Source organism: Burkholderia cepacia (assembly GCF_001039005.1).
GTDB classification, from domain to species: Bacteria; Pseudomonadota; Gammaproteobacteria; order Burkholderiales; family Burkholderiaceae; genus Burkholderia; species Burkholderia theae.
On the sequence record NZ_LDWR01000012.1, the window covers coordinates 108,170 to 130,886 of the forward strand.

Consider the following 22,717-nt stretch of genomic DNA (forward strand, 5'->3'; position numbering starts at 1 on the left):
GCGATGCGCCCGCCCGCCTCCGTATTTGCGCTGCACCTGCGGCCGGGCGTGCGGGTCGTCGCACTGACGTCCGTCGCGATGCTCGCATTCGCGTCGAATTCGCTGCTGTGCCGGCTCGCGCTGCAGGCCGGGCGGATCGACGCGGCCAGCTTCGGCAGCGTGCGACTCGTGTCGGGCGCGCTCATGCTCGCGATCATCGTGCGCACGAGTGCGCGACGGCCCGCGCCGCCCGCGGACTGGCCCGCGGCGGCGATGCTGTTCGCCTATGTCGCGTGCTTCTCGTTCGCGTATCTGACCGTCAGTGCTGCGACCGGCGCGCTGATCCTGTTCGGCGCGGTGCAACTGACGATGTTCACGGCCGGATGGCGCGCCGGCGAACGGTTCGCCCCGGCGGGCTGGGCCGGCTTCGGCGTCGCGCTCGGCGGGCTGCTGTATCTGGTGTCGCCTGGGCTCGCGGCGCCGACGCCGCAAGGCGCAGCGCTGATGACCGTCGCCGGCATTGCGTGGGGCATCTATTCGATTCGCGGGCGAAAGCCTGCCGATCCGGTCGCGGCGACCGCCGGCAACTTCCTGCGTGCCGCACCGCTGGCGCTCGCGTTGAGCGCCATGCTCGCCGCCCGCATCCACCTGACGCCGGCCGGCGTCGCGCTTGCCGTGCTTTCCGGTGCGCTCACATCAGGCCTCGGCTACGTCGTCTGGTATGCCGCGCTGCGGCACCTCACGGCCATGCGCGCCGCGGCGATCCAGCTGTCCGTGCCGCCGCTTGCCGCGTGCGGTGCCGTGCTGTTGCTGTCGGAACAGCCGACCTGGCGGCTTGCGCTCGCGTCTGCCGCCATCCTCGGTGGCGTCGCGGCCGTGCTCGCGACTCGTGCCCGCCACGCGAGCGCCGCGCGGTGACGCCAGGCAGGCGCATCGCGCACGCTTCGGCTCATTCGGGGGTGCAGAAACAAGCGTGTCATCTTCGGCGCGCTGCTCACGCGCGCCGCAAGATGTCCGCGACCGATTCGGCTGACGGCAATTCGTAGGTTCGCCAGATCAGCGCGCCAGCTCGGTCGATCACCTGGACCTGCGTGCTGTGATTGTCGAGTCCTGTGAGGCCGCCGCCAAACAACGCCTGCAATACGTCGACATCCTTCAGCTCCGGCGCGGCCGCGATCCAGCCCGGCCTCGCATCGAAGCGTGCGAGCCACGCGCGCATCCGCGCGGGCGTGTCCTCGAACGGATTGACGCTGAGCGACAGCAATTGCACGTCGGGGTGCCCGCGCGGCCCCAGCAACCCTTGCACGCGCTGGAACACGGCGCCCTGGATAGGACAGGTCGACGAACAACCGGTGAAGAATAGCTGCAATGCCGTCACCCGGCCGTTCAGCAGCGCGTGCAAACGGGTCGCGCGGCCGTCTGCCGTGTGTATCGGTACGTCCGGCACCGGTACCGGCGGCGTGACGCGCCCGCCGTGATAGCCGACGATCGGGACGGCGGGCGCCGAGCCGGGTCGCAGCGCCGCCAGCGCGAGCGCCGCCGTCAGCCACGCGCGCCGCCGACGGGCGTGCTCGTCCAGCGCGCTCATGCCCCGCCTCCGTTCAAATATCGCCAGAGCGCCGTGCAGTCGCGTTCATTGAGCGTGTAGCGCGGCATCTCGACGTTGACGAGGACATAGGCCGGATCGACGCCGGTGCGCAGCAGCACGCAGAAGGCGTCGCGATCGTAGCGCGTCAGCGGGCCGCCGCGCCGGCCGCGCGGCGCAGTCAGCCAGTCGTGCGTGAGACGCGGCGCAAGCGAGTTCGGCACGGCCGGCCCCGCGCCCGCCGCATGGCAGTTCGCGCAGCGCACCACGGGCGGCGGCAGGCTGTCCGGATGCGTCGACAGCCGCCCTTGCAGCGGCGCGGCGCCGCCGAAGAGCGCCTGACCGCGCGCGGGAGGGTCGCCGGCCGCGGCGGCGCTCCCGCCGTACATCGCCATGGCGACGCACGCGCCTGCCAGCCGCGCCGCCACGCGCCACCCGAATCGGGGATGCGGCATCACGAGATCTGCAACGACGTCGACACGCTCGGCACGCCGTTCGCGTCGAGCGCGAACAGCATGTAATAGCCGGGCAGCACCACGCCGGCATCCGACGGGATCGCGAGCCGGTACGATGTCCCGCTCGCATTGACGATGGACAGCGGAATGCGGCGCTGATCGTTGTTCGTCGTGTGCGTCACCGACGACAGGCGCATCAGCACGAATGACGCGACCGGACCGCGCGTCGCGACCTCGATCGATGCGCCGCGACTCGTCGCCGAAGGCGCGCTCGCGATTGCGGGGCGCGCGGCCGGCGAGCCATCGGCATTGAGCAGATAGGGCGGCGTGAGGATCTCCGCGTTCAGGTGATTGTTCACGCAGCCGGTGCCGCACTGCCCGCCGCCGCCCGCGAACACGCGGCCGTCCGGCAGCAGGATCGCCGTGCTGTGATAGGTGCGCGGCGTCTGCATCGGCTTCAGCAGATTGAAGCGCTGGGTCTTCGGGTTCCAGATCTCCGGAACCATGATCGCCGTCGTGTCGGTGAACGGCATCGGCAGGCTCTGGCCGCCGATCATCACGATGCTGCCGTCCGGCAGAATGACGCTGTTCGCGAACGCGCGCTGGTAGGTCATCCCGTTCAGGCGTTGCACCGTGACCGGCTGGTTCGGTCCGCGCGTGATGTCGATCTGGTAGACCGCATTCGATGCATAACTCGACGCGCTGCCGTTCTGCTGGTACGACTTCGCGCCACCGGTCTTCAGGATCTTGCCGATGTCGTATAGCGACGCCGTGCCGTTGATGCTGTAAGGATCGGCGCCGCGCGTGCCGGCGGACTGGATCGTGCCGCTGCCGTTGGTCGAGATCCAGTTCATCTGCGCACTCGGGCCGGCGTGGAACACGCTGCCGTTGCTTTGCGCGAATAGCCACAGGTGGTTATCGCCCCGATAGATGCCTTGCGGATCCGGACCCACGATGCCGGTTTCCGGGACGCCGGACAGCACCGTCCAGTTGGCGCCGTTCCAGACTTCCGCGCTCTTGCCACCCTGGCCGCCGCTCCACGAGCCGCCAAGGGTCAGCACCGAGCCATTCGACAGCAGTGTGTCGCCCTGATAGCCGCGCGGAATGTTCATCGTCGCCGATGCGCTCCACGTGTTGCTGTTCCAGTCGTACAGCGTCGTCTTCGGACTGCTGTCGCCGCCGTTCACGAGCACCCTGCCGTCGGACAGCATCGCCGTGCCCGGGCAGAACATGTCAGAGCCCGCGGACGTCTCCAGGAATTGCGTCGCCCGGTTCGTCGCGGGGTCGAACAGCGCTGTCTGCGTCTGCGTAGCCTTGTTGCCGACGTCGTTCTGGAAGCTGAAGGTCTGGTCCGCCGACCACATCACGAGCTTGCCGTTCGGCACGTTCGCAATGCCGATCGGATTGACCGGCAGCGGGATGACGGGACTCCACGCCGACGGCAGCGTAACCGGGAAGCTCTGCGGCAGGCCAAGCGTGAACTGGTCATTCAGCGCGGTTGCACCCTGGCACGGGTACTGGACCAGCGCAGCGCCGTCCGTGAGCGCGCCGCCGCTCACGTTCGCACACATGCCGCTCGCGACCGACACCAGCCGGTAGTTCGAGCCTGACGCGGCAGCGACGGTCCACTGGTCGTTCGTTTGCGCATCGCTTTGGCACGGATACTGGATCAACGGCGTGCCGCTCCCTCCCGTGCCGCCCGACACGTTCAGGCACTGCCCGGTGCGCTGGGACACGACGTGATAGCCGCTGCCGGCCGGCAGCAGCGACCAGCCCGCGTTGCTCTGGGTCGAGCACGCGCCCTGCACGATCGCGGCGCCCGCATTGGTCGAATTGCCGCTGACCGTCAGACAACGACCGCTGCTCGCGGACACGATATTGGAGAATGCGGCGACCGGCAGATACAGGTTGAACTGGTCGTTCAGCGCGGTTGCGCCCTGGCACGGATACTGGATCAACTGTGCGCCCGACGCGCGCGAGCCACCGTTGACGTTCAGGCACATGCCGCTCGAGACCGACACGATCCGGTAGCTTGCGCCGACGGCCGTGATGGTCCATCGGTCGTTGGTCAGGGTGTCGCCCTGGCACGGATACTGGATAAGCGGCGTGCCGCTGGCACGCGAGCTGCCCGGCACGTTCAGGCACAGGCCGCTGCCCTGCAACACGATGTGATAATTCGCGCCGACCGGCACGAACGACCACGTCGTGTTGCCCTGTCCCGCGCACGAGACCTGCACGACGCCCGCGCCGGTGGCGGCCGAGTTGCCGGCGATTGCGACGCACTGCCCGCTGTCCGCCGACACGATGTCGGAATAAGACGCCGTGACGGCCGCCGCGGCGCTCGAAGGCAGCCACGCAACGAAAATCGACATGCACACGCACAAAAACGCCTGTCGCCAGGCAAGCCCAGACACTTGCATGATCCCCCCCGTGGTCCCGTTTTAATTTCCGGTCGTATTAAAACGTCGAATCCCCGGATCGGGATGTACGGTGGGCCACTCAATGGAGACGACGCAAAAAAGCCCGCACTCGTCACGAGTGCGGGCTTTTCGATACCACGTTGGCCGCGGCCCCGAAGGCCGCTATCCGGCCACCGGCTTAGTGGCCGAAGAAGACCGACGAACGATCGGTTGCGGCCGGCACGACCACGCGCTGACCCGCTTGCGACGTTGCGGCGGCGTTCGCGCCGTAGCCCGTTGCGTCAGCTTGCGCGCCGGTCTGCGCAGCGGCGATCTTTGCCTGTGCGGCCTGGATGTTCTCCGGGTAGTTCATCCAGTCGTTCGGGTTGTAACCGGCCTTTTCGAGCTGGACCAGCTCGGCGCGCACTTGCGCGCGGGTCAGCGGCTGCTGGTTCGATTGAGCGAACGAGACGACCGGTGCGGCCACCAGGGCGGCCAGTGCAACTGCCTTGATCAGCGATTTCATGATGCGTTACCTCCAGAATTGTTTTGTCAGGCGCTTCGGACTCGGAGTCGTTGCGCATGAGTAGAAGTCTAGGAGGCACGACTATCAGGGTAAATACTTAAATCGCAAATTCACTGTTGACGGAAATCGCACAATCTCGCGGGAATAACGCCATTCATCAGATGATTATCGACATTCACGCGCCGAATGTTGCGATACGGCCTCCGGCGCGCGCTGCCGGCGTGTCAGCGCGGTTGGCCGGTGTCCGCCAACGCCATCAGCCTGTCGAACAGCAGTGCCTTGAGGTGAACCAGATCGTCACCGCCGGTCTCGCCGAACGCCGCGTGATGAAGCGTCAGCGCCGGCGCGGCCGGGTCCGCATGCACGGCCCGCACGGTGCCGTCGAGTACCAGCCATTCGACGCGTTCACCCGCCGCGTACGGCAGCCGCACGCGCAACGGCTCACCGGTTGCGGCGATCGTCCGGTCGACGGCAATCGACAGCCCGCTCAGGCTGATGTCGTGCACCAATCCGATGGCTTCCGTCCCCTCGGCGCCTCCCGTGCAGCAGGCCGCGATCCGCACCGGCACGCGCGGCTCCGCGCGCGTGCGCAACCGGTCGACGAAGCCCGGCGGCGACAGGATCATGAACGGTGCGGTGCCCGACGCCTGCACCGATTCGACCGTCGCGCCGAAGCGGGACACCGCGGCCCGGCCGATCGCCACCGCCTCGACGTCGTCGCCGCGCGCGAATTCGAGCACGACCGCCGGCAGCGGCTCGACGAACAGCGCGCCCGATGCGGCGATACCGATCAGCCGGCAGCGCTGCAGCGTGCGTGTCGTGCCGACCCGGCGGCGAATGCCGATCGCGGCGCCTGCCGACAACCCCATGCGCGTGGCCGGCGGCACCTCGCCATGCACGGGCGGATCGATGTCGGTGGCATCGCGCCGGCGCACGGGTCGGAAATGGTCGAACAGGAAAGCATGCTGCGCGGGATCGCGCAGGATCGTGCCGGCCGGCAGCAGCGCGGCGCCGTCGGCATCGAAGAGATCGAAGCCGAGCGGGACGCCGGCAGCGAGATCGTCACGCGCGAGCGCGACGTAGTCGGTGGGAAGTCGCATCGGAAAAGCGCGGAGCGACCGCGCGATCTGTCGTGACAACTTGATTACGGCAGCATCGCGCGAAATCTGAACGGCTCCGTTACTGCGAAGCGCCAGTCGGGCCAGTCGCGTCGGGCGCGACCGACGCAGGCGGCTGGGCCGGCGTGGCCGAAGGGGCTGCGGTTGGTGCGCTGCCTCCGTTCGTCGTACTGGCACCCGCCGGGGGCTGCGCGGGCTCCTGTTGCGATGCGCCGGCCGACAGCGCGGCGGCCGATGCGGCCACTTCAGACGCCGGTATCCATTCCTCGACGATGCCGCCGGACGCCGCTTCGGGCGCCGATGCCGCCGACGCGCCCGATGCCTCGCTTTCGTCGGCCTCGGGCGGACGCTCGATACGCTGCGTCCTGACAGATGCGGGTGCCTTCTGCGGCTCGGGCCTGAACCACGTGTCGAACAGGTCCGTCACGCGCTCGCGCAGCGACCCGAACCAGCCGGGCGACGGCTCGGTATCGAATTTCGCCTTGGTGTCGACGATCCGGGCGCGCTGCGCGCGCTGGAAGAAATCGCCGACGATCGGCAGCGCGCTGTGCGCGCCCTGCCCCCAGTAATCGCTGCGCAGCGTCACGCGGCCGTCGTCGAAACCGACCCACGCACCGGCCACGAGACCGGGTTGCATCAGGATGAACCAGCCGTCCGCGTTGTCCTGCGTCGTGCCGGTCTTGCCCGCCACGTCGCCGCGGATCCCGAAACGCGTGCGGATGCTGCCGCCGGTGCCGCGCGTCACGACATCGCGCATCACGCCGAGCAGCACCTTGTCGGTTTCGGCATCGAGCGCGCGCTCGGGCGGCGCCGGCGCGTATTCGGCGAGCACGTCGCCCTGGCGGTTTTCGATGCGCGTCACCATCTGCGGCTCGACATACAGCCCGCCGTTTGCGATCGTCGCGTACGACGCGACCATTTCCTTCAGCGTGACCGGGCTCGTGCCGAGCGCGAGCGACGGCACGCGTTCGAGCGGACTTTCGCGCACACCCATGTCGCGCGCGAGCCGCGCGACGGCCGCGGGCCCGACCTTCTCCATCACCTGCGCGGTGATCCGGTTGCGCGACAGCGCGACCGCGTCCCGCAGCGTCATCGGCTTGCCGGTCGGCGGCACGTCGTCGTTCGGCCGCCAGATCTCGCCGCCCTTCAACGGGATCTCGACCGGCTGGTCGAGGAACGTGTCGTCCGGCTTCATCCCGTTCGCGAACGCGACGCCATAGACGAACGGCTTGAACGTCGAACCCGGCTGGCGGCGCGCCTGCGCGACGTGATCGAACGGCTCGCTGGTAAAGTCGCGGCTGCCCACCCACGCGCGGATCTGCCCGTCGCGCGGATCGATCGCGAGGAAGCCGGCCTGCACGTCGGTCTTCGTCTTGCACAGTGCGCGCAAGAAACCGCGGTCGGCCGCGAGCAGCTTCATCGCGGCCGCGTCGTCCTTGCCGGCGTCCTGCGCGGCCTTGTACTCGGGCGACTCGCGCATGAAGGTGCGGAACACCTCGTTGTCGGTGCCGCAGCCGTCGCGGCCGCTCCACGCGTTGTTCGCGATGCCCTGCAACTGATTGCCCTGCAGCGTGAGCGCCTGCGTCGCCATCTGCTGCAGCCGCGAGTCGATCGTCGTGCGCACGATCAACCCGTCCGAATAGATGTTGTAGTCGTTGCGGTCGGCCCACGCGATCAGCCATTTGCGCAACTGCTGCGCGAAATGCGGCGCGGGCCCCGGCGGCTCCTTCTGGCGCTCGAAATCGATGCGCAGCGGCCGACGCTGCAGCTGCGCGAACTGCGCGGGCGACAGCTTGCCGTACTTCACCATCTGGCCGAGCACCGTGTTGCGCCGCTGCAGCGCACGCTCGGGATTCAGCACCGGGTTGTAGTAGCTGTTGCCCTTCAGCATGCCGACGAGCGTCGCGCTGTCGAGCACGTCGAGCTCGTCGGCCGACTTGTCGAAATAGGTACGCGCGGCCATCTCGACGCCGTACGCGTTGTACAGGAACGGCACCGTGTTCAGGTAGGTCTCGAGGATCTGGTCCTTGCTGTAGACGGCCTCGATCTTCAGCGCGGTGATCGCCTCCTTCACCTTGCGCGTGAGCGTCGGAGCGCGGCCGATCTCGTCCGGATACAGGTTGCGCGCGAGCTGCTGCGTGATCGTCGAGCCGCCCTGGCGATCGCCCGAGAACGTATGCAGCGCGGCCGACGCCGTGCGCTTCCAGTCGAGGCCGTGATGCTCGTAGAAGCGATGGTCCTCGGTCGCGATCAGCGCGTCGACCATGTGCGGCGAGATCTGCTTGAGCGGCACCCACTCGCGGTTCGACGGCTTGAATTCGGCCAGCAGCTTGCCGTCGGCGGACAGCACCTGCGCGGGCTGGTCGACGCGTGCCTTGCGGATGTCGCCGATGCCCGGCGTGAACGGGATGAGCACCACCACGTACAGCGCGAACAGCGACGGCACGGCGGCGGCCGTGAGCAGCACGCCGCGGCGCGTCGGATGACGGAGATGGTGCCACGCGGTGGCGGCGAGAGGCTTGACCCTCGCGGCGGCGGCAACCGCGACGGGTTGGGCGCGCGCGACCCATCTGGCACAGAAGTCACGCACTGACGACACGTTTCGGCGATTCACGCGGGTGGGGGTTCGGCTGAAAAGGGTGCATCGTACCAAAACTCGCGCGGCCCGCCGGCCGGTGGCCGATTTGCGGCGGTCCACACGCAAAAAAGGCGCGTGCCCCGCAACGGGAACGACGCGCCAAACCTGGTACAACAACCGGGAAGCCGCGCGACGGCGGCCGATCGGCGCCGATGCTCAGCGCACGAGAAAACCGTAGGTCAGCGGATCGCGTTCGTCGACGATCCAGTTCGCGAACCCGCAGATATGCGCACTGCCCTCCACTTCCGGGATCACGGCCGGGATGTCGCCGACCGTCGTTTCGCGCAGCACGCGCCCCTTGAAGACCGTGCCGACGATCGATTCGTTGACGAGCGTGTCGCCGGCCGCGAGCATCCCGCGCTGGTACAACTGCGCGACGCGGCCGCCGGTGCCGGAGCCCGTCGGCGAGCGGTCGACCTCGCGATCCGCGAACACGCAGCAGTTCGCCTGCGTCGAGCCCGGATGACGCGGCGCGTTCGCGATGATCGTGCCGTAGATATGGTTGATTTCCGGAATCTCCGGATGCACGACCGGGTACTTCGCGTTCGCCGCGGCCTTCACTTCCGCGCCGAAGCGAATCAGCCGTTCCACCGCCGACTCGCGCACCGGCAGGTCGAACGGCGCGCCGTCCACATAGAAGTAGAACGCGCCGCCATATGCGATATCGCCGGTCACGGTGCCGAACGACGGCGTGTCGACCGACACGTCGCGCCGCCAGATGAACGACGGCACGTTGACGAAGCGCACGGGCCCCGCATGTTCGCCGTCCCACTTGACGAAGGCCTCGATGAAGCCGCACGGCGCGTCGATGCCGACCCGCGTTTCCGGTACCGTGCGCTGCACCCAGCCGAGCTCGACCGCCGCAGTCGACAGCGCGATCACGCCGTGCCCGCAGTGGTCGCTGTAGCCTTCGTTGTGCACGAAGATCACGCCGAAATCGGCGTTCGGCGACACGGGTTCGGTCAGGTAGCCGCCGTACATGTCGGCGTGGCCGCGCGGTTCGAACATCAGCGCGCGGCGGATTTCGTCGGCGTTCTCCTTGAGCCACGCGCGGCGCTGGACGATCGTGTCGCCCGGCAGGCGCGGCAGCCCGCTCGTGACGATGCGGAACGCTTCGCCGCCCGTATGGACTTCGACGGTGGAAAGGGATCGGGAAATTTTCATGGTCGATCGAATACGTGGAAACGAAGGACGGCGGTCCGACCGCCGTCCGGTGGCAGGCCGGTTATTTCGCGTACGGTTCCGGCAGGCCGTTGCGGATCACGTAGACGGTCGTCGGCGCGCCCTTCAGGTCGCCGTTCGCGTCGAACGAATAGGTGCCGGCGACACCCGCATAGTTCGACTTCGCGAGTTGCGCGGTCAGCTTCGCCTTGTCGGTGGTCGTGCCGGCCTTGACCATCGCGTCGGCGAGCAGCTTCATGCCGTCGTAGTAGTTGACGCCGTAGACCTGCGTATCCGTGTGATAGGTGTCGTGGTACTTCTTCAGGAATTCACGCCCGGCCGGCGTCTTCTCGAGCGCGACACCGCCCTGCGCGCAGTAGACGATCGATGCCGCTTCGCCCGCGACCTTGCCCATGTCCGCCGAGCAGATGCCGTCGCCGCCGAGCAGCTTCGCGCGCAGCCCGCGCTGCTTCATCTGCTTGGCCATCGGCGCGCCCTGCGCCGCATAGCCGCCGAAGAAGATCACGTCGGGGTTGCCGGCCTTGATCTTGGTGAGAATGCCGAGGAAATCGGTGGCCGACGAACTCGTGTATTCCTGGTCGACGATCTTGATCCCGTTCGCCTTCGCGACGCTCATGAACTGCTCGGCGACGCCCTGCCCGTACGCGGTGCGATCGTCGATGACGGCCGCGGTTTTCGCGTTCAGCGTCTTCGCGGCGAAGGTGGCCATCGTGCCGCCGAGTTGCTCGTCGCTCGCGCCGATCCGGAAGATGTTCTTGAAGCCCTGCTTCGTGAGCGCCGGATTCGACGCAACCGGCAGCATCGGCACGCCGGCAGTCGAATACACGCGTGACGCCGGGATCGCGACGCCCGAGTTGTACGGCCCAAGCACCGCGACGACGCCCTTGTCGACGAGGTTCTGCGCGACCTGCACGCCGGCCTTCGGGTCGGCCTGGTCGTCGTCGGATACCAGTTTGAACGTGACGGTCTTGCCGGCGACCTTCACGCCGGCCTTGTTGAGCTCGTCGACGGCGAGTCGCGCGCCGTTTTCATTGTCCTTGCCGTTCGCGGCCTGCGGGCCGGTCAGCGGCGCCGAATGGCCGATCATCACGACTTCCTGCGCGTGCGCGGAAGTCAGCGCACCGGCGGCGACAGCCACCGAGAGCGCGGTCATGAAGTGTCGCATGATGTCTCCTGATTGGTTTTGTGTGAAACCAATGTAGGACATGCGTGGTCACATCGCAAGCAATATCAAAATATTTTTCGCATATTTGGTCATATTTCATACCAGAGCAGCGCTGCGTGCGTCACTTTGGCGTGATGTCGCGCCGCACGCGGCGGATGTGCTGCTCGACATAGAACGCGGCCGCATCGGCGTCGCCGGACACGATCGCCTCGTAGATCAGCCGGTGTTCGGACACGTAGAGCCGGATCCGGCCCGCGTCGTAGATGCCGTCGTCCTTCAGCCGCTTCCAGAGCGGCTGGTCCATCGTCTTCGCGACTTCGTCCGCAATCTTCACGATCAGCGCGTCGCCGGTCATCAGCGCGAGCTGCCGGTGGAACAGCCGGTCGCTCTCGTTCCACAGCGCGCGCTGGTGCGGATCGTCGACGTCGGTGATGGTTTCCATCTGAGCCAGATAACGCTCGGCCCCAGGGTCGGCCCGCCCGTGCGTGGCCGCGAGGCGCGCGATCGCGGGCTCCAGGATCAGCCGCACGTCGAGCGTCGACGTCGGGCTGAAGTCGGCCTCGGACGCCGCGTGCATGTCGCCGCGCTGCGCAAGCACGTCGAGCGGCGACGCGACGACATACGTGCCCGAATTGCGCTTCGTGTAAACGAGCCCTTCGTTCTGCAGCGCGCCGAGCGCTTCGCGCACGGCCGGCCGGCCGACCTGGAACAGCCCCGCGAGCTCGCGCTCGGACGGCAACCGCGAATCGGCCGCATAGCGTCCCGCACGGATCTCGTCGCGGATCTTCTCGGCAACCTGCTCGTAGATCTGCAGCGGCCTGAAACCGCCTTCGAGTGATTCGGGACGCGCGGACATCATCGTGTGGCTCCTGCCCGGTCGTGGGCGTGGATTTGGAATGGGTTCGCACTATACCGGAGCAGCGCCGGTACCGATGCCATGCGACCCTTCTGGACAGATATTAGAACCAAAAGCGGCGCGATGCTTTATTTTCTGGCTTGCGGGTGCGCCAGCAAGTGGTATAGATTCGATCCACACTGCCCTGTGTCACGGTATCCGGCAGCTCCGTGGCGGGCGCGGCATGCGCCCGTCGTCCACGCTCACCGACGCATACGACGTACACGATGACCGCCCTTTCCCCGATTCCCGTTTTCGATGCGGCCGACACGGCCGCGCTGCTCGACTACCCGGCGCTGTTGGCCACGCTCAGGCAGGCCGTCGCCGAGTACGCGGCGGGCGAGATCGTCAGCCCCGAACGCCTGGTCGTGCCGCTGCAGGCCGGCGGCGTGATGCTGTCGATGCCGTCGAGCGCACATGACCTCGCGTCCCACAAGCTCGTGAACGTGTGCCCCGGCAACGGCGCGCGCGGGCTGCCGACGATCCTCGGCCAGGTCACCGCGTACGACGCGACCACGGGCGAGATGCGCTTCGCGCTCGACGGCCCGACGGTCACCGGCCGCCGCACGGCGGCCATCACCGCGCTCGGCATCGACGCGCTGCATGGCGCGGTGCCGCACGACATCCTGCTGATCGGCACCGGCAAGCAGGCGGCCAATCACGCGGAGGCGCTCGCGGCGATCTTTCCCGAAGCGCGCCTTCACGTGCGCGGCACGACCGCCGACAGCGCGGCCGCGTTCTGCGCCGCACACCGCGGGCATGCGCCGCGGCTCGTGCCGCTCGCCGGCGATGCGATTCCCGAGGCGATCGATGTCGTCGTCACGCTGACGACGAGCCGCACGCCGGTCTACCGTGAAGCCGCGCGCGAAGGCCGGCTCGTGGTCGGGGTCGGCGCATTCACCGCGGATGCGGCCGAGATCGACGCGAACACGGTGCGCGGCAGCCGGCTCGTCGTCGACGATCCGGCCGGCGCGCGCCACGAGGCCGGCGACCTGATCGTCGCGCAGGTCGACTGGCAGGATGTCGCGTCGCTTGCCGACGTGCTGAACGGCACGGTCACCCGCGGCGGGCCGCTGCTGTTCAAGAGCGTCGGCTGCGCCGCGTGGGATCTGGCTGCGTGCCGCACGGCGCGCGATGCACTGGACGCGCGCCAGGCCGGCTGACCCGGCGGCGCAGCCCGCCGGCCGCGCATGCGGCATCGCAACATCGGAGCCGCTCCGGCGGTTTCCCGTACGCGTTGTAGGAAACGCCCTACAACGCGTCGAAGCGGCCTACACAAAGTTCCAATTCGGCCGATTTCATTTTTCGCGGCGCAACACGATACTGCCGGCATGAATGCCAGCCTGTCACCCGCCGCGCTCAGGGTGTTTCTCGTCGATCACGCCGTCGCCGTCCGGCAGCGGATCGCGCTGCTCGTCGGCGCGATCCGCGGCGTTGCCGTCGTGGGTGAAGCGGAAGACGGCCAGGACGCGTGGATGCATATACGCAGCAGTCACGCCGACGTGGTGATCGTCGACCTGCGGCTCGCGGACGGCAGCGGTCTCGACCTGATCGGGATGCTGTCGAAGGCCGCGCCGCGCGTCGTCACGATCGTGCTGACGAATCACTCGGCGCCGGCATTCAGAGAGGCATGCGCGACGGCGGGAGCCGACTACTTCTTCGACAAGACCGTCGAATTCGACGCTGCATGCCGAGTCATCGAATCCCTGGTGCACGCTCGCGCGCACCATCCCTGACGAGCCGGAGCGATTCATGTCCACCGCCACCGCCTGCGCCGCCGACGTACCCGTCGCGCCCCGCCCGACGATTCCGCTTCGCGCGGTCGCGCGCGCCGATGCCGCCAAACATCCCGCCGCGCGCTGCTCGGTCTGCGCGATGCGCTCGATGTGCCTGCCGCCACATCTGACGCCGGCCGATTTCGGCCGGCTCGACGCGATCATCTGCACGACGCGGCAGGTTCGCCAGGGCGACGCGCTGTTCCGCACCGACGATCCGTTCCAGAGCATCTATGCGGTGCGCGCGGGTTCGTTCAAGACGGTGATGATGCATCGCGACGGCCGCGAGCACGTGACGGGCTTCCAGATCGCCGGTGAAACGCTCGGGATGGACGGCATCGGCGGCGGCCAGCACTGCTGCGACGCGATCGCGCTGGAAGACAGCGTCGTGTGCATCATCCCGTTCGGCGCGCTCGAAGCGGCGTGCCGCGAGATGAAACCGATGCAGCACTTCCTCTACCAGATGCTGAGCAGCGAGATCGTCCGCGAATCGAGCCAGATGCTGCTGCTCGGCACGATGTCGGCCGAGCAGCGGGTCGCGCATTTCCTGCTGAATCTTTCTTCGCGTTTCGAGGCGCGCGGTTATTCGGCGACGGAATTCAACCTGCGGATGACGCGCGAGGAAATCGGTTGTTATCTCGGGATGAAGCTCGAGACCGTCAGCCGGATGTTCTCGCGGTTCCATCGCGACGCGCTGGTCGAAACGCGCGGCAAGCGCGTGCGCATCATCGACGCGCAAGCGCTCGCACGGGTCTGACGCACGACGCAGCGCCGCCCGTGCGGCGCGCCATGCGTCACCGTGCTGTTTCCCCGGTCGCCGCATCGCGCAGCGCCACTCTTTGATCGCCCGCCTGCCACGCGATCAGCGCCTGTTCGGCCTGCGCGAATGCGCGGCGCAGCGCGTCGTCCACGTCAGCGCCGACACACGGCGGCAGCGGCCTGAGCGCCGCGTCGTGCATCACCAGGTCGAGCCGCACATCGAACGTGCGTGCGCCATCGGCCGCGCCGCGCGATTCGATCGCGAGGTGGCAGCCGTCGATCAGCGCGCGGAACCGTTCGAGCCGCACCAGCTGCGCGCCGGCTTCGGCTTCGATCGCGGCGGCGCCCGCGAATCCCCGGCAGGCAATCTGCATGCCCACGCCCATGTCGTCTCTCCTGACGGGCCGCCCGCTCGTCGACCGCCTTGCATGTGCCGCCCGCACTGACATGCGGCGGCACGTTTCCCGTGGCGTGGCGCGAATTCTTCGTTCGCTGCCTGGCCGAGTGTTCGCCCGCGCCTGCATCGGCGCGGGACCGTTCATACGTTGAATACCTGCGACGACTTCATTTCGATCCACGTCATTCCCGCCCGCAGCCCTTCGATCATCGCCTCACGCTCGGTCGGATACGCATGACTGTGCTCGAAAGTATGATGAAAGCGTGCGGCGCCGCTGCCGTGCTCGACCGACACGCGGCAGCGGAATTCGCCCGATTCGCATGGGCGCGTCTCGACTTCGACCGACCAGTCGCGTTCGTGAATGTTGCCCTGCAGTGACATGCCCCCTCCTGCGTATCAGTCTTCGAGCCGGAAGTGGCCGCTGTGCAGCAGCACCGGCCGGCCGCCGATTTCCTCGAGCATCCGTCGCGCCATCGCCTCGATCGCCGACCGGTGTCCTTCGAACGCGGCCAGCAGGTCGCGTTCGAGCAGCGACGGTGCGCCGAAATGGTCTTCCAGCGCCTCGGCCGTGATCGCGCACTGCACGCAACGTCCGTCGACCAGCGCCGAAAACGCAACGACCAGGTCGCGTGCGCAATATTCGGGCGGCTCCGGCGGGAAGGCAATCTGCATCTGTTCGCCTGTCATCGTCGTGATCACTCCATGACGAGAGCATAGTGGCGCGCGCGGCCGCGCGCTTGACCCATATCAACCGGTTCGCTGCGTCAGCCCGCGCCGGGCTCGATCGCCGCGCCGCGCTCCGCGAGCAGCTCGCGCAGCACGCTGCGGTGGCAATGGTTTTCGTCGTCGCAGTAGCAGCCGATCGAGAGCGCGGTGGTCGCCGACAGCGCCGCCAGCAGGTCCAGCACCTTCGCCGGATCGCCATGCGCCATTTCCGCGCGGAAGTGACGCTTGAACGCACGCCATTCGGCGTCGGTTTCGGCGGCCTGCGCCTGGGCAACGAGCTCGGGGCTCGGCGACAGCGTCGGTAACCACACATCATAGTAGTTGCGAGACGCGAATTCCGCCTTCGGCACGCCACGCGGCGGCCGCCGCACGGTGCCGATCCGCAGGCCCTCGCCGGCCGCGCGCGGTGTGCCGAGCTGAATGATCCGGATACCCATGTCGCTCCTCTGTCTTGCGTCCGATTCCGTGATCGTACCCCCGCGGCGGCGCTCGCGTCAGCCGGGTGGCACACATAGCGGACGCAAATAAAAAACCGGCTGCCCCCACGAAGGGAGACAGCCGGTTCGGCCTGCATCGCGGCGCGCCGCGTTCAGACGCCGCTTTTCAGCACCTTGCCGATCGCGTCCGCGACGATGCCGACGTTCGAGTCGTTCAGGCCCGCCACGCACATCCGGCCCGAACGCAGGATGTACACGCCGTGCACTTCGCGCAGCGCGTCGACCTGCGATTCGGTCAGGCCCGTGTACGTGAACATCCCGCGCTGCTTCACGTAGCGCGTGAGCGCTTCGCCGCTGACGTGGTCGCGCAGGCCGTCATGGATCGACTGGCGCATCCGCGCGATGCGGCGGCACATCGCCGACAGTTCCTCTTCCCACTGCTTGCGCAGCGCGGGCGTGCCGAGCACGGCCGCCACGACCTTCGCGCCGTAGGTTTGCGGGTTGCTGTAGTTCGAGCGCACGGCGCCGGCCAACTGGCCGAGCACGCGCTCGGCCGCGGCCGCGTCTTCGCAGACGACGCTCAGCCCGCCCACGCGCTCGCCGTACAGCGAGAAGTTCTTCGAGAACGAGTTCGCGACGAGCGCCGGCACGCCGCGGCGGGCCAACTCGCGCACCGCGAACGCATCCGCGTCGAGGCCCGCGCCGAAGCCCTGGTACGCCATGTCGACGAACGGCAGCAGCCCGCGCGCCTCGATCACGTCGATCAGCTTCTCCCACTGGCCTTCGTCGAGGTCCACGCCGGTCGGGTTATGGCAGCACGCGTGCAGCAGCACGATGCTGCGCGCCGGCAGCGCGTCGATCGCCGCGAGCATCGCGTCGAACTTCAGGCCGCCCGTCGCCTCGTCGTAGTACGGATACGTGTTCACCGTGAAGCCGGCGCGCTCGAAGATGAAGCGGTGGTTTTCCCAGCTCGGATCGCTGAGCCACACCTGCGCGTCCGGGAAGTAGCGCTTCAGGAAATCGGCGCCCACCTTCAGCGCGCCCGAACCGCCGAGCGTCTGCAGGGTCGCGATGCGGCCGGCCACGCGGGCCGGGTGATCGGCGCCGAACACGAGCGCCTGCACGGCGTCGCGATACGCGGCCAGGCCGACCATCGGCAGGTACGGCTTCGGGCCGCTTTCGCGCTGCAGCCCGGTTTCGGCTTCGCGCACGGCGCCCATCACCGGAATCCGGCCTTCGGCGTCGAAATAGATCCCGATGCTCAGGTTGACCTTCTGGTCGCGCGGATCTTTCTGGAAGTTCTCGTTGAGCGTCAGGATCGGATCGCCCGGGTACGCGTCGATGTGTTCGAACATGGCTTGAGTCTGTCTCGTTTGGAAGAATCGTCGGTCGTGGCCTGCGTCAGCGTGCGGACGCGCCGTCGCGCATCGCATAGCCTGCATTCTTCTGACGGAAGCGATACCCGATCGCGAGCACCGCGAGCCATACCGGGATCAGGTACACCGACAGGCGGAGATCCGGCGTCAGGTACATCACGACGAGAATGCCGGCCATGAATGCCAGGCACAGGTAATTCGTGAAAGGATAGCCCAGACTGCGGAAGGAAGTCTCCTCCCCGGCTGCACGCTTGGCCTGGCGGAACTTCAGGTGGATCAGGCTGATCATCGCCCAGTTGATGATCAGCGCCGACACGACGAGGCCCATCAGCACCTCGAACGCCTTGCCCGGCATGAAGTAGTTGACCAGCACGCACAGGCCGGTCGCGAGCGCCGACGCGCCGAGCGCGGCGAGCGGAATGCCGCGCTTGTTCACCGAGCACAACACCTTCGGCGCGTTGCCCTGCTGCGCGAGGCCGAACAGCATCCGGCTGTTGCAGTACACGCCGCTGTTGTAGACCGACAGCGCGGCTGTCAGCACGACGACGTTCAGCACGTTCGCGACCACGTTGCTGCTCAGCGCATGGAAGATCAGCACGAACGGGCTGCCGCCGCTGACGACCTTCTCCCACGGATACAGCGACAGCAGCACGGCGAGCGCGCCGATGTAGAAAATCAGGATGCGGTAGATGACCTGGTTGGTCGCGCGCGGGATGCTGCGCTTCGGATCGTCGGCCTCGGCCGCCGTGATGCCGACGAGTTCGAGCCCGCCGAACGAGAACATGATCGCGGCCATCGACATCACGAGGCCCGACACGCCGTTCGGGAAGAAACCGCCGTGCTGCCACAGGTTCCTGACGCTGGCTTCCGGCCCGGCATGGCCGCTCGCGAGCAGCCAGCCGCCGAAGCCGATCATCCCGACGATCGCGGCGACCTTGATGATCGAGAACCAGAATTCGGTCTCGCCGTACGACTTCACGCTGGTCAGGTTGATCAGGTTGATGACGCCGAAGAACACGAGCGCCGACACCCAGGTCGGCACGCCCGGCCACCAGTACTGCACGTAGATCCCGACGGCCGACAGTTCGGCCATGCTGACGAGGATGTACAGCACCCAGTAATTCCAGCCGGACAGGAAGCCCGTGAAGTGGCCGAAGTACTTGTTGGCGAAGTAGCTGAACGAACCCGCGACAGGCTCGTCGACGACCATCTCGCCGAGCTGGCGCATGATGAAGAACGCGACGATGCCGGCCACCGCATAACCGAGCAGCACGGACGGGCCGGCCATCTTGATGGTCTGCGCGATGCCGAGGAACAGCCCCGTGCCGAGCGCGCCGCCGAGCGCAATCAGCTGGATGTGCCGGTTCTTCAGCCCGCGCTTCAGGCCGTCGCTCTCGTTTCCAGAAACCATGTCTTCTCCACTCTGTCCGCCTCCGCCTGAAGCGGTGCGGCGCGCCTCGGTGTGCCGGGCGCTGTTTTACTGTGTCGGTGGCCGTTCGTGGAGCCACCGGGTTGGGGACTGCAATCTTCGCGTGGCGGCGCCCGATTCGCGTCGGCGTGCCCGGCAGACTTGCCGCCCGCGCCGCATTGCTGCGGCCGCACACGAAAATCCGGGGTCAGTTTAGCGTCGCGACCGCGAAATCGGGTTTCGTAACCCGTTCATGCAAACCCTACATTATGAGATAAGATTGCATCCAGGAGACAAAAGAGGAAACAAAATGCCAGAACCGGCTCTCGACCGCATCGACCGCCATCTGCTTTCGATCCTGCAGGAGCACGGCCGCGCGTCGAACCTCGAACTCGCGAAGGCCGTCGGCCTGTCGCCCGCGCAGACGCTGCGGCGCCACCGGCGGCTCGAGGAAATCGGCGCGATCCGCCGCTACGAAACCCGGCTCTGCCCCGACACGCTCGGCTTCGGCGTCACCGCGTTCGTGCACGTGACGATGGAGCGCGGGCATATCCGCGACCTGTCGAAGTTCCAGAAACTGGTGTCCGATCTCGCGCAGATCCAGGAATGTTTCTCGGTGACGGGCGATATCGACTACGTGCTGAAGGTCGTCGCGCACGACCTGAAGGGGCTGTCCCGGTTCCTGCTCGAAACGCTGATGCGGATTCCCGGCGTAAGCGGCGTGCATTCGAGCGTGTGCCTCGACGAGATCAAGTGCACGAGCGCGATGCCGGTCGAAAGCTGATGTACCGGGCCGTGCGCCCGGCCCGTTCTGCCGGCGCGTTCAGCGCACCGCTTCGAACGCGCTGATCAGCAGCGCGCCGGCCGCGATCACCGCGCAGCCGGCCGCACGGCGCGGCGTCAGCCGCTCGCCGAGATACACGCGCGCGATCAGCGCAGCGAACACCACGCTCGTCTCCCGCAGCGCCGACACGGGACCCATCGGCGCGCGATCCATCGCCCAGATCACGATGCCGTACGCCAGCGCCGCGAACACGCCGCCGCAGGCGGCCTTGGCCGTCTCGCCGACCTCCTGCGTCAGGCGCAGCGGCCCCGCGCGCAGCCGGTAGTACGCGGCCATCATTCCGCCCGTCAACACGAACATCCACGCGGTATAACCGACCGTGTTGCCGCTCTCCCGCACGCCGATCCCGTCGACCACGCTATACGCGGCGATTGACACGCCGGTCGCGAACGCAGTCGGCAGCACCTGCATCATCCGGTGCTTCGCGCCGCGCCCGATCGCCAGGATGCCCGCGCAGATCAGCACGAGCCCGACTTGCGCGCCGGCGTTCAGGTGCTCGCCCGCGAACGCCGCCGCGCCGAGCGTGACGAGCAGTGGCGCCGTGCCGCGCGCGACCGGGTACGCGACGGTCAAGTCGCCGTGCTCGTACGCACGCACGAGCAGCAGCGTATAGACGACGTGGATCACGGCCGAAGCGACGACGCACAGCCAGCTCGCGGGCGTGATCGGCGCGGCGGCCGGCAGGAACAGCAGCGCGAACAGCCCGATCGCGATCTGCAGCACCGTGGCCGAGCGCAGCCGGTCGCCGCTGCTGCGAACCAGTGCATTCCACGATGCATGCAGGAATGCGGCACACAGAACGGCAAACAGAACGGGGATCGGCACGCTGAATACTCGCTGACGGTCGGCTACGCGAAGTCGTCGCCGCAAGGCGTTCATCGTATGAATCCGTCACCCGATTGTCAAAAAACGGGGCCCGCGCGGCGTCATGCGCGCACCGGCCGACCGAGCCCTTTCGCCCGCCCCGCATGGCATCCGCGGCAACGGCCGCGCGCGCCGTGGAATATGTCACTGAGGTGGCGTGCGGTCTGCCCCTTTCCGTTCTCTTTCGCTTGCCGCTGCGCCGTAATGAAATCGATACCGCAGCGCAATCGTCGCGAAATCACTCCGTCCCCATATCTTCATACGCGACTGTTCCAATGCGCGTGCTCTCTCACGAGCTCCGCGCCGAACCGACACGGCGACGGGGCCGCTCTCCACCATCGAAGACCTTACCTGGAGTTTCCCGATGTTCCGTCAAGCCTTGCTTGTCACCGCCTGCGCTGCCGCGGCGCTCGCGCTGTTCGCCTGCGGTGGCAGTGATCCGACGTCGACACCCGCCGTGTCGTCGCAGGACGCGCTGCAGACCACCACGCCGATCAAGCACGTCGTCGTGATCTACGGCGAAAACATCTCGTTCGACCACTACTTCGGCACCTACCCGAACGCGTCGAACCCGTCGGGCGAACCGGCATTCACCGCCAAGGCCGGCACGACGACGCCCAATGGCCTGACGGGCACGCTGCTCACCGCGAACCCGAACTTCACGAACACGGCCAACGGCACCGACGCGGCGAACCCGTTCCGCCTCGACCGCACACAGGCCGCGACCGCCGACCAGAACCACGCGTACACGGCCGAGCAGCAGGCCGAGGACAACGGCCTCGCCGACCTGTTCCCGAAATACACCGGCCGGGGCTCGTCCGGCGGCGCCGGCGCGTTCGGCACGAAGGGCCAGGTGATGGGCTACTTCGACGGCAACACCGTGACCGCGCTGTGGAACTACGCGCAGCGCTTCGCGATGAGCGACAACATGTACACGACGTCGTACGGCCCGTCGACGCCGGGCGCGCTGAACGTGGTGTCGGGCCAGACCAACGGGATGCAGATCGTCAAGTCGTCCGCGCAGCCGTCGACGCTCGCGAAGAGCTCGTACTACATCAATGACGGCGCGGGCGGCCTCACGATGATCAACGACGTCGACCCGGGCAACGACGTGTGCTCGAGCACGACCGACCAGGCGTTGATGAGCGGCAAGAACATCGGCGACCTGCTGAACAGCGCGAAGATCTCGTGGGGCGGCTTCATGGGCGGCTTCAACCTGTCGACGACCAACAGCAACGGCACGACGGGCTGCAGCCGCAGCACGGTCGCCACCGCCGTGAACGCCGCGACGTCGGACTACATCCCGCACCACAACTGGTTCCAGTACTACGCGTCGACGTCGAACCCGCAGCACACGCGCCCGAGCTCGGTCGCAGCGATCGGTTCGAGCGTCCAGACTGACGGCAAGACCGCCGAACCCGCGAACCACCAGTACGACACGGATGACTTCTTCGCCGCCGTGAAGGCCGGCAACTTCCCGTCGGTCAGCTACCTGAAGGCCCCGGCCGCACAGGATGCGCACGCGGGTTATTCGGATCCGCTCGACGAGCAGGCGTTCGTGACGAAGGTCGTCAACTTCCTGCAGCAGCAGCCGGACTGGCAGAACACGGCCGTGATCGTCACGTATGACGACTCGGACGGCTGGTACGACCACGTGTACACGGCGCCGACCCGCGCGTCGTCGGACCCGGTCGACCAGGTCAACGGCAGCGGCAAGTGCGGCACGGGCGGCACCACCGGCGTGAACGGCTCGACCGTGAACGGCCGCTGCGGCCCGGGCGTGCGGATTCCGCTGATCGTGATCTCGCCGTACGCGAAGCAGAACTATGTCGACCACACGATGATCGACCAGTCGTCCGTCGTGCGCTTCATCGAGGACAACTGGCTCGGCGGCCAGCGCATCGGCGGCGGTTCGTTCGATGCGACGGCGGGCGACCTGCGCGGGCTGTTCGACTTCACGTCGAAGCCGAACTCGACGCCGCTGTACCTCGACCCGACGCTCGGCACCGCATTGAGCGCGGCACCGGCGATCTGACCGGCGTGCAGTGACCGCAGGCCGGCGCATCATGCGCCGGCCGTTTCCATTTAATGCGCCGCCTCGCGCGGCGCCCGATTTCAGACCGACAGCATGACAGCTCGCCCCGCGTTCCCGTCCCCCGACGCCTCCGGCACCCCCGCGCCGCGTTCCC

The 22,717-nt window shown here is 67.6% G+C and carries 21 protein-coding genes and 1 pseudogene; 6 read left to right on the forward strand and 16 right to left on the reverse strand.

Features of this window, described 5'->3' with window-relative positions; all coding sequences use genetic code 11:
* The first annotated feature begins 3 nt into the window (after positions 1–3).
* On the forward strand, positions 4–897 hold the full coding sequence (locus VL15_RS07655; protein ID WP_048244545.1) for a DMT family transporter: 894 nt from the start codon (positions 4–6) through the stop codon (positions 895–897).
* A gap of 76 nt (positions 898–973) precedes the next feature.
* On the opposite strand, the gene VL15_RS07660 is transcribed toward VL15_RS07655, so the two are convergent.
* From VL15_RS07660 to VL15_RS07700, 9 genes and pseudogenes are all read right to left on the reverse strand, one after another.
* Positions 974–1,567, reverse strand: a complete 594-nt coding sequence (locus VL15_RS07660; RefSeq protein WP_048244547.1) for an SCO family protein — start codon at positions 1,565–1,567, stop codon at positions 974–976.
* Positions 1,560–2,019 (reverse strand): annotated as a pseudogene (locus VL15_RS07665) (hypothetical protein); the annotation flags it as partial. The gene VL15_RS07660 and the pseudogene VL15_RS07665, both read right to left, overlap by 8 nt.
* Positions 2,019–4,391 carry an RICIN domain-containing protein gene (locus VL15_RS07670; RefSeq protein ID WP_329955935.1) on the reverse strand — a complete coding sequence of 791 codons (2,373 nt, stop codon included), beginning with the start codon at positions 4,389–4,391 and terminating at the stop codon, positions 2,019–2,021. The gene VL15_RS07670 and the pseudogene VL15_RS07665, both read right to left, overlap by 1 nt.
* Positions 4,392–4,617: 226 nt before the next feature.
* On the reverse strand, positions 4,618–4,944 hold the full coding sequence (locus VL15_RS07675; protein ID WP_048244552.1) for a DUF4148 domain-containing protein: 327 nt from the start codon (positions 4,942–4,944) through the stop codon (positions 4,618–4,620).
* A gap of 224 nt (positions 4,945–5,168) precedes the next feature.
* Positions 5,169–6,044, reverse strand: a complete 876-nt coding sequence (locus tag VL15_RS07680) for a PilZ domain-containing protein (RefSeq protein ID WP_048244554.1) — start codon at positions 6,042–6,044, stop codon at positions 5,169–5,171.
* Positions 6,045–6,123: 79 nt separating this feature from the next.
* Positions 6,124–8,661: a penicillin-binding protein 1A gene (locus VL15_RS07685; RefSeq protein WP_155420147.1), complete on the reverse strand. Its 2,538-nt coding sequence runs from the start codon at positions 8,659–8,661 to the stop codon at positions 6,124–6,126.
* Between the two features lie 195 nt (positions 8,662–8,856).
* The gene (gene lhpH / locus VL15_RS07690) at positions 8,857–9,864 is read right to left on the reverse strand and encodes a trans-3-hydroxy-L-proline dehydratase (RefSeq protein WP_048244564.1); all 1,008 of its coding nucleotides are present in this window, start codon (positions 9,862–9,864) and stop codon (positions 8,857–8,859) included.
* Positions 9,865–9,925: 61 nt separating this feature from the next.
* Positions 9,926–11,047, reverse strand: coding sequence for a branched-chain amino acid ABC transporter substrate-binding protein (locus tag VL15_RS07695; protein ID WP_048244566.1), 1,122 nt, complete (start codon positions 11,045–11,047; stop codon positions 9,926–9,928).
* 121 nt (positions 11,048–11,168) lie between these two features.
* On the reverse strand, positions 11,169–11,906 hold the full coding sequence (locus VL15_RS07700; RefSeq protein WP_048244568.1) for a FadR/GntR family transcriptional regulator: 738 nt from the start codon (positions 11,904–11,906) through the stop codon (positions 11,169–11,171).
* A gap of 263 nt (positions 11,907–12,169) precedes the next feature.
* On the opposite strand from VL15_RS07700, the gene lhpI reads away from it, so the two are divergent.
* The 3 genes from lhpI (at position 12,170) to VL15_RS07715 (ending at position 14,474) form a co-directional block, all read left to right on the forward strand.
* On the forward strand, positions 12,170–13,105 hold the full coding sequence (gene lhpI / locus VL15_RS07705) for a bifunctional Delta(1)-pyrroline-2-carboxylate/Delta(1)-piperideine-2-carboxylate reductase (protein WP_048244569.1): 936 nt from the start codon (positions 12,170–12,172) through the stop codon (positions 13,103–13,105).
* A gap of 168 nt (positions 13,106–13,273) precedes the next feature.
* On the forward strand, positions 13,274–13,678 hold the full coding sequence (locus tag VL15_RS07710) for a response regulator transcription factor (protein WP_048244571.1): 405 nt from the start codon (positions 13,274–13,276) through the stop codon (positions 13,676–13,678).
* Positions 13,679–13,694: 16 nt separating this feature from the next.
* Entirely contained in the window at positions 13,695–14,474 is a 780-nt protein-coding gene (locus VL15_RS07715) for a helix-turn-helix domain-containing protein (protein WP_048244573.1), read from the forward strand.
* 37 nt (positions 14,475–14,511) lie between these two features.
* On the opposite strand, the gene VL15_RS07720 is transcribed toward VL15_RS07715, so the two are convergent.
* From VL15_RS07720 to VL15_RS07745, 6 genes are all read right to left on the reverse strand, one after another.
* Entirely contained in the window at positions 14,512–14,862 is a 351-nt protein-coding gene (locus VL15_RS07720) for a hypothetical protein (protein WP_048244575.1), read from the reverse strand.
* A gap of 152 nt (positions 14,863–15,014) precedes the next feature.
* Complete coding sequence (locus VL15_RS07725) at positions 15,015–15,254, reverse strand: hypothetical protein (protein ID WP_048244577.1); 240 nt, start codon at positions 15,252–15,254, stop codon at positions 15,015–15,017.
* Positions 15,255–15,269: 15 nt separating this feature from the next.
* Positions 15,270–15,560: a DUF1488 domain-containing protein gene (locus VL15_RS07730; RefSeq protein ID WP_048244578.1), complete on the reverse strand. Its 291-nt coding sequence runs from the start codon at positions 15,558–15,560 to the stop codon at positions 15,270–15,272.
* Positions 15,561–15,637: 77 nt separating this feature from the next.
* The gene (locus tag VL15_RS07735) at positions 15,638–16,036 is read right to left on the reverse strand and encodes a DUF488 domain-containing protein (RefSeq protein ID WP_048244580.1); all 399 of its coding nucleotides are present in this window, start codon (positions 16,034–16,036) and stop codon (positions 15,638–15,640) included.
* Between the two features lie 152 nt (positions 16,037–16,188).
* Positions 16,189–17,391 carry an amino acid aminotransferase gene (locus VL15_RS07740; RefSeq protein ID WP_048244581.1) on the reverse strand — a complete coding sequence of 401 codons (1,203 nt, stop codon included), beginning with the start codon at positions 17,389–17,391 and terminating at the stop codon, positions 16,189–16,191.
* 46 nt (positions 17,392–17,437) lie between these two features.
* Positions 17,438–18,823 (reverse strand): amino acid permease, encoded by a 1,386-nt coding sequence (locus tag VL15_RS07745; protein ID WP_048244583.1) that lies wholly within the window; start codon positions 18,821–18,823, stop codon positions 17,438–17,440.
* Positions 18,824–19,130: 307 nt separating this feature from the next.
* On the opposite strand from VL15_RS07745, the gene VL15_RS07750 reads away from it, so the two are divergent.
* Positions 19,131–19,604 (forward strand): Lrp/AsnC family transcriptional regulator, encoded by a 474-nt coding sequence (locus VL15_RS07750; protein WP_048244585.1) that lies wholly within the window; start codon positions 19,131–19,133, stop codon positions 19,602–19,604.
* A 39-nt stretch (positions 19,605–19,643) separates the two neighbouring features.
* Here VL15_RS07750 and VL15_RS07755 read toward each other — a convergent pair whose 3' ends face one another.
* Entirely contained in the window at positions 19,644–20,543 is a 900-nt protein-coding gene (locus VL15_RS07755) for an EamA family transporter (RefSeq protein WP_080970751.1), read from the reverse strand.
* 349 nt (positions 20,544–20,892) lie between these two features.
* On the opposite strand from VL15_RS07755, the gene VL15_RS07760 reads away from it, so the two are divergent.
* On the forward strand, positions 20,893–22,563 hold the full coding sequence (locus VL15_RS07760; protein ID WP_048244588.1) for a phospholipase C: 1,671 nt from the start codon (positions 20,893–20,895) through the stop codon (positions 22,561–22,563).
* The last annotated feature ends 154 nt before the right edge of the window (positions 22,564–22,717 follow it).

Bases quoted from the DNA above. Each gene is read 5' to 3' on its own strand.
- VL15_RS07655 (WP_048244545.1), top strand. From the start codon at position 4: ATGCGCCCGCCCGCCTCCGTATTTGCGCTGCACCTGCGGCCGGGCGTG.
- VL15_RS07660 (WP_048244547.1), bottom strand. From the start codon at position 1,567: ATGAGCGCGCTGGACGAGCACGCCCGTCGGCGGCGCGCGTGGCTGACG.
- VL15_RS07670 (WP_329955935.1), bottom strand. From the start codon at position 4,391: ATGTCGATTTTCGTTGCGTGGCTGCCTTCGAGCGCCGCGGCGGCCGTC.
- VL15_RS07675 (WP_048244552.1), bottom strand. From the start codon at position 4,944: ATGAAATCGCTGATCAAGGCAGTTGCACTGGCCGCCCTGGTGGCCGCA.
- VL15_RS07680 (WP_048244554.1), bottom strand. From the start codon at position 6,044: ATGCGACTTCCCACCGACTACGTCGCGCTCGCGCGTGACGATCTCGCT.
- lhpH (WP_048244564.1), bottom strand. From the start codon at position 9,864: ATGAAAATTTCCCGATCCCTTTCCACCGTCGAAGTCCATACGGGCGGC.
- VL15_RS07695 (WP_048244566.1), bottom strand. From the start codon at position 11,047: ATGCGACACTTCATGACCGCGCTCTCGGTGGCTGTCGCCGCCGGTGCG.
- VL15_RS07700 (WP_048244568.1), bottom strand. From the start codon at position 11,906: ATGATGTCCGCGCGTCCCGAATCACTCGAAGGCGGTTTCAGGCCGCTG.
- lhpI (WP_048244569.1), top strand. From the start codon at position 12,170: ATGACCGCCCTTTCCCCGATTCCCGTTTTCGATGCGGCCGACACGGCC.
- VL15_RS07710 (WP_048244571.1), top strand. From the start codon at position 13,274: ATGAATGCCAGCCTGTCACCCGCCGCGCTCAGGGTGTTTCTCGTCGAT.
- VL15_RS07715 (WP_048244573.1), top strand. From the start codon at position 13,695: ATGTCCACCGCCACCGCCTGCGCCGCCGACGTACCCGTCGCGCCCCGC.
- VL15_RS07720 (WP_048244575.1), bottom strand. From the start codon at position 14,862: ATGGGCGTGGGCATGCAGATTGCCTGCCGGGGATTCGCGGGCGCCGCC.
- VL15_RS07725 (WP_048244577.1), bottom strand. From the start codon at position 15,254: ATGTCACTGCAGGGCAACATTCACGAACGCGACTGGTCGGTCGAAGTC.
- VL15_RS07730 (WP_048244578.1), bottom strand. From the start codon at position 15,560: ATGACAGGCGAACAGATGCAGATTGCCTTCCCGCCGGAGCCGCCCGAA.
- VL15_RS07735 (WP_048244580.1), bottom strand. From the start codon at position 16,036: ATGGGTATCCGGATCATTCAGCTCGGCACACCGCGCGCGGCCGGCGAG.
- VL15_RS07740 (WP_048244581.1), bottom strand. From the start codon at position 17,391: ATGTTCGAACACATCGACGCGTACCCGGGCGATCCGATCCTGACGCTC.
- VL15_RS07745 (WP_048244583.1), bottom strand. From the start codon at position 18,823: ATGGTTTCTGGAAACGAGAGCGACGGCCTGAAGCGCGGGCTGAAGAAC.
- VL15_RS07750 (WP_048244585.1), top strand. From the start codon at position 19,131: ATGCCAGAACCGGCTCTCGACCGCATCGACCGCCATCTGCTTTCGATC.
- VL15_RS07755 (WP_080970751.1), bottom strand. From the start codon at position 20,543: ATGAACGCCTTGCGGCGACGACTTCGCGTAGCCGACCGTCAGCGAGTA.
- VL15_RS07760 (WP_048244588.1), top strand. From the start codon at position 20,893: ATGTTCCGTCAAGCCTTGCTTGTCACCGCCTGCGCTGCCGCGGCGCTC.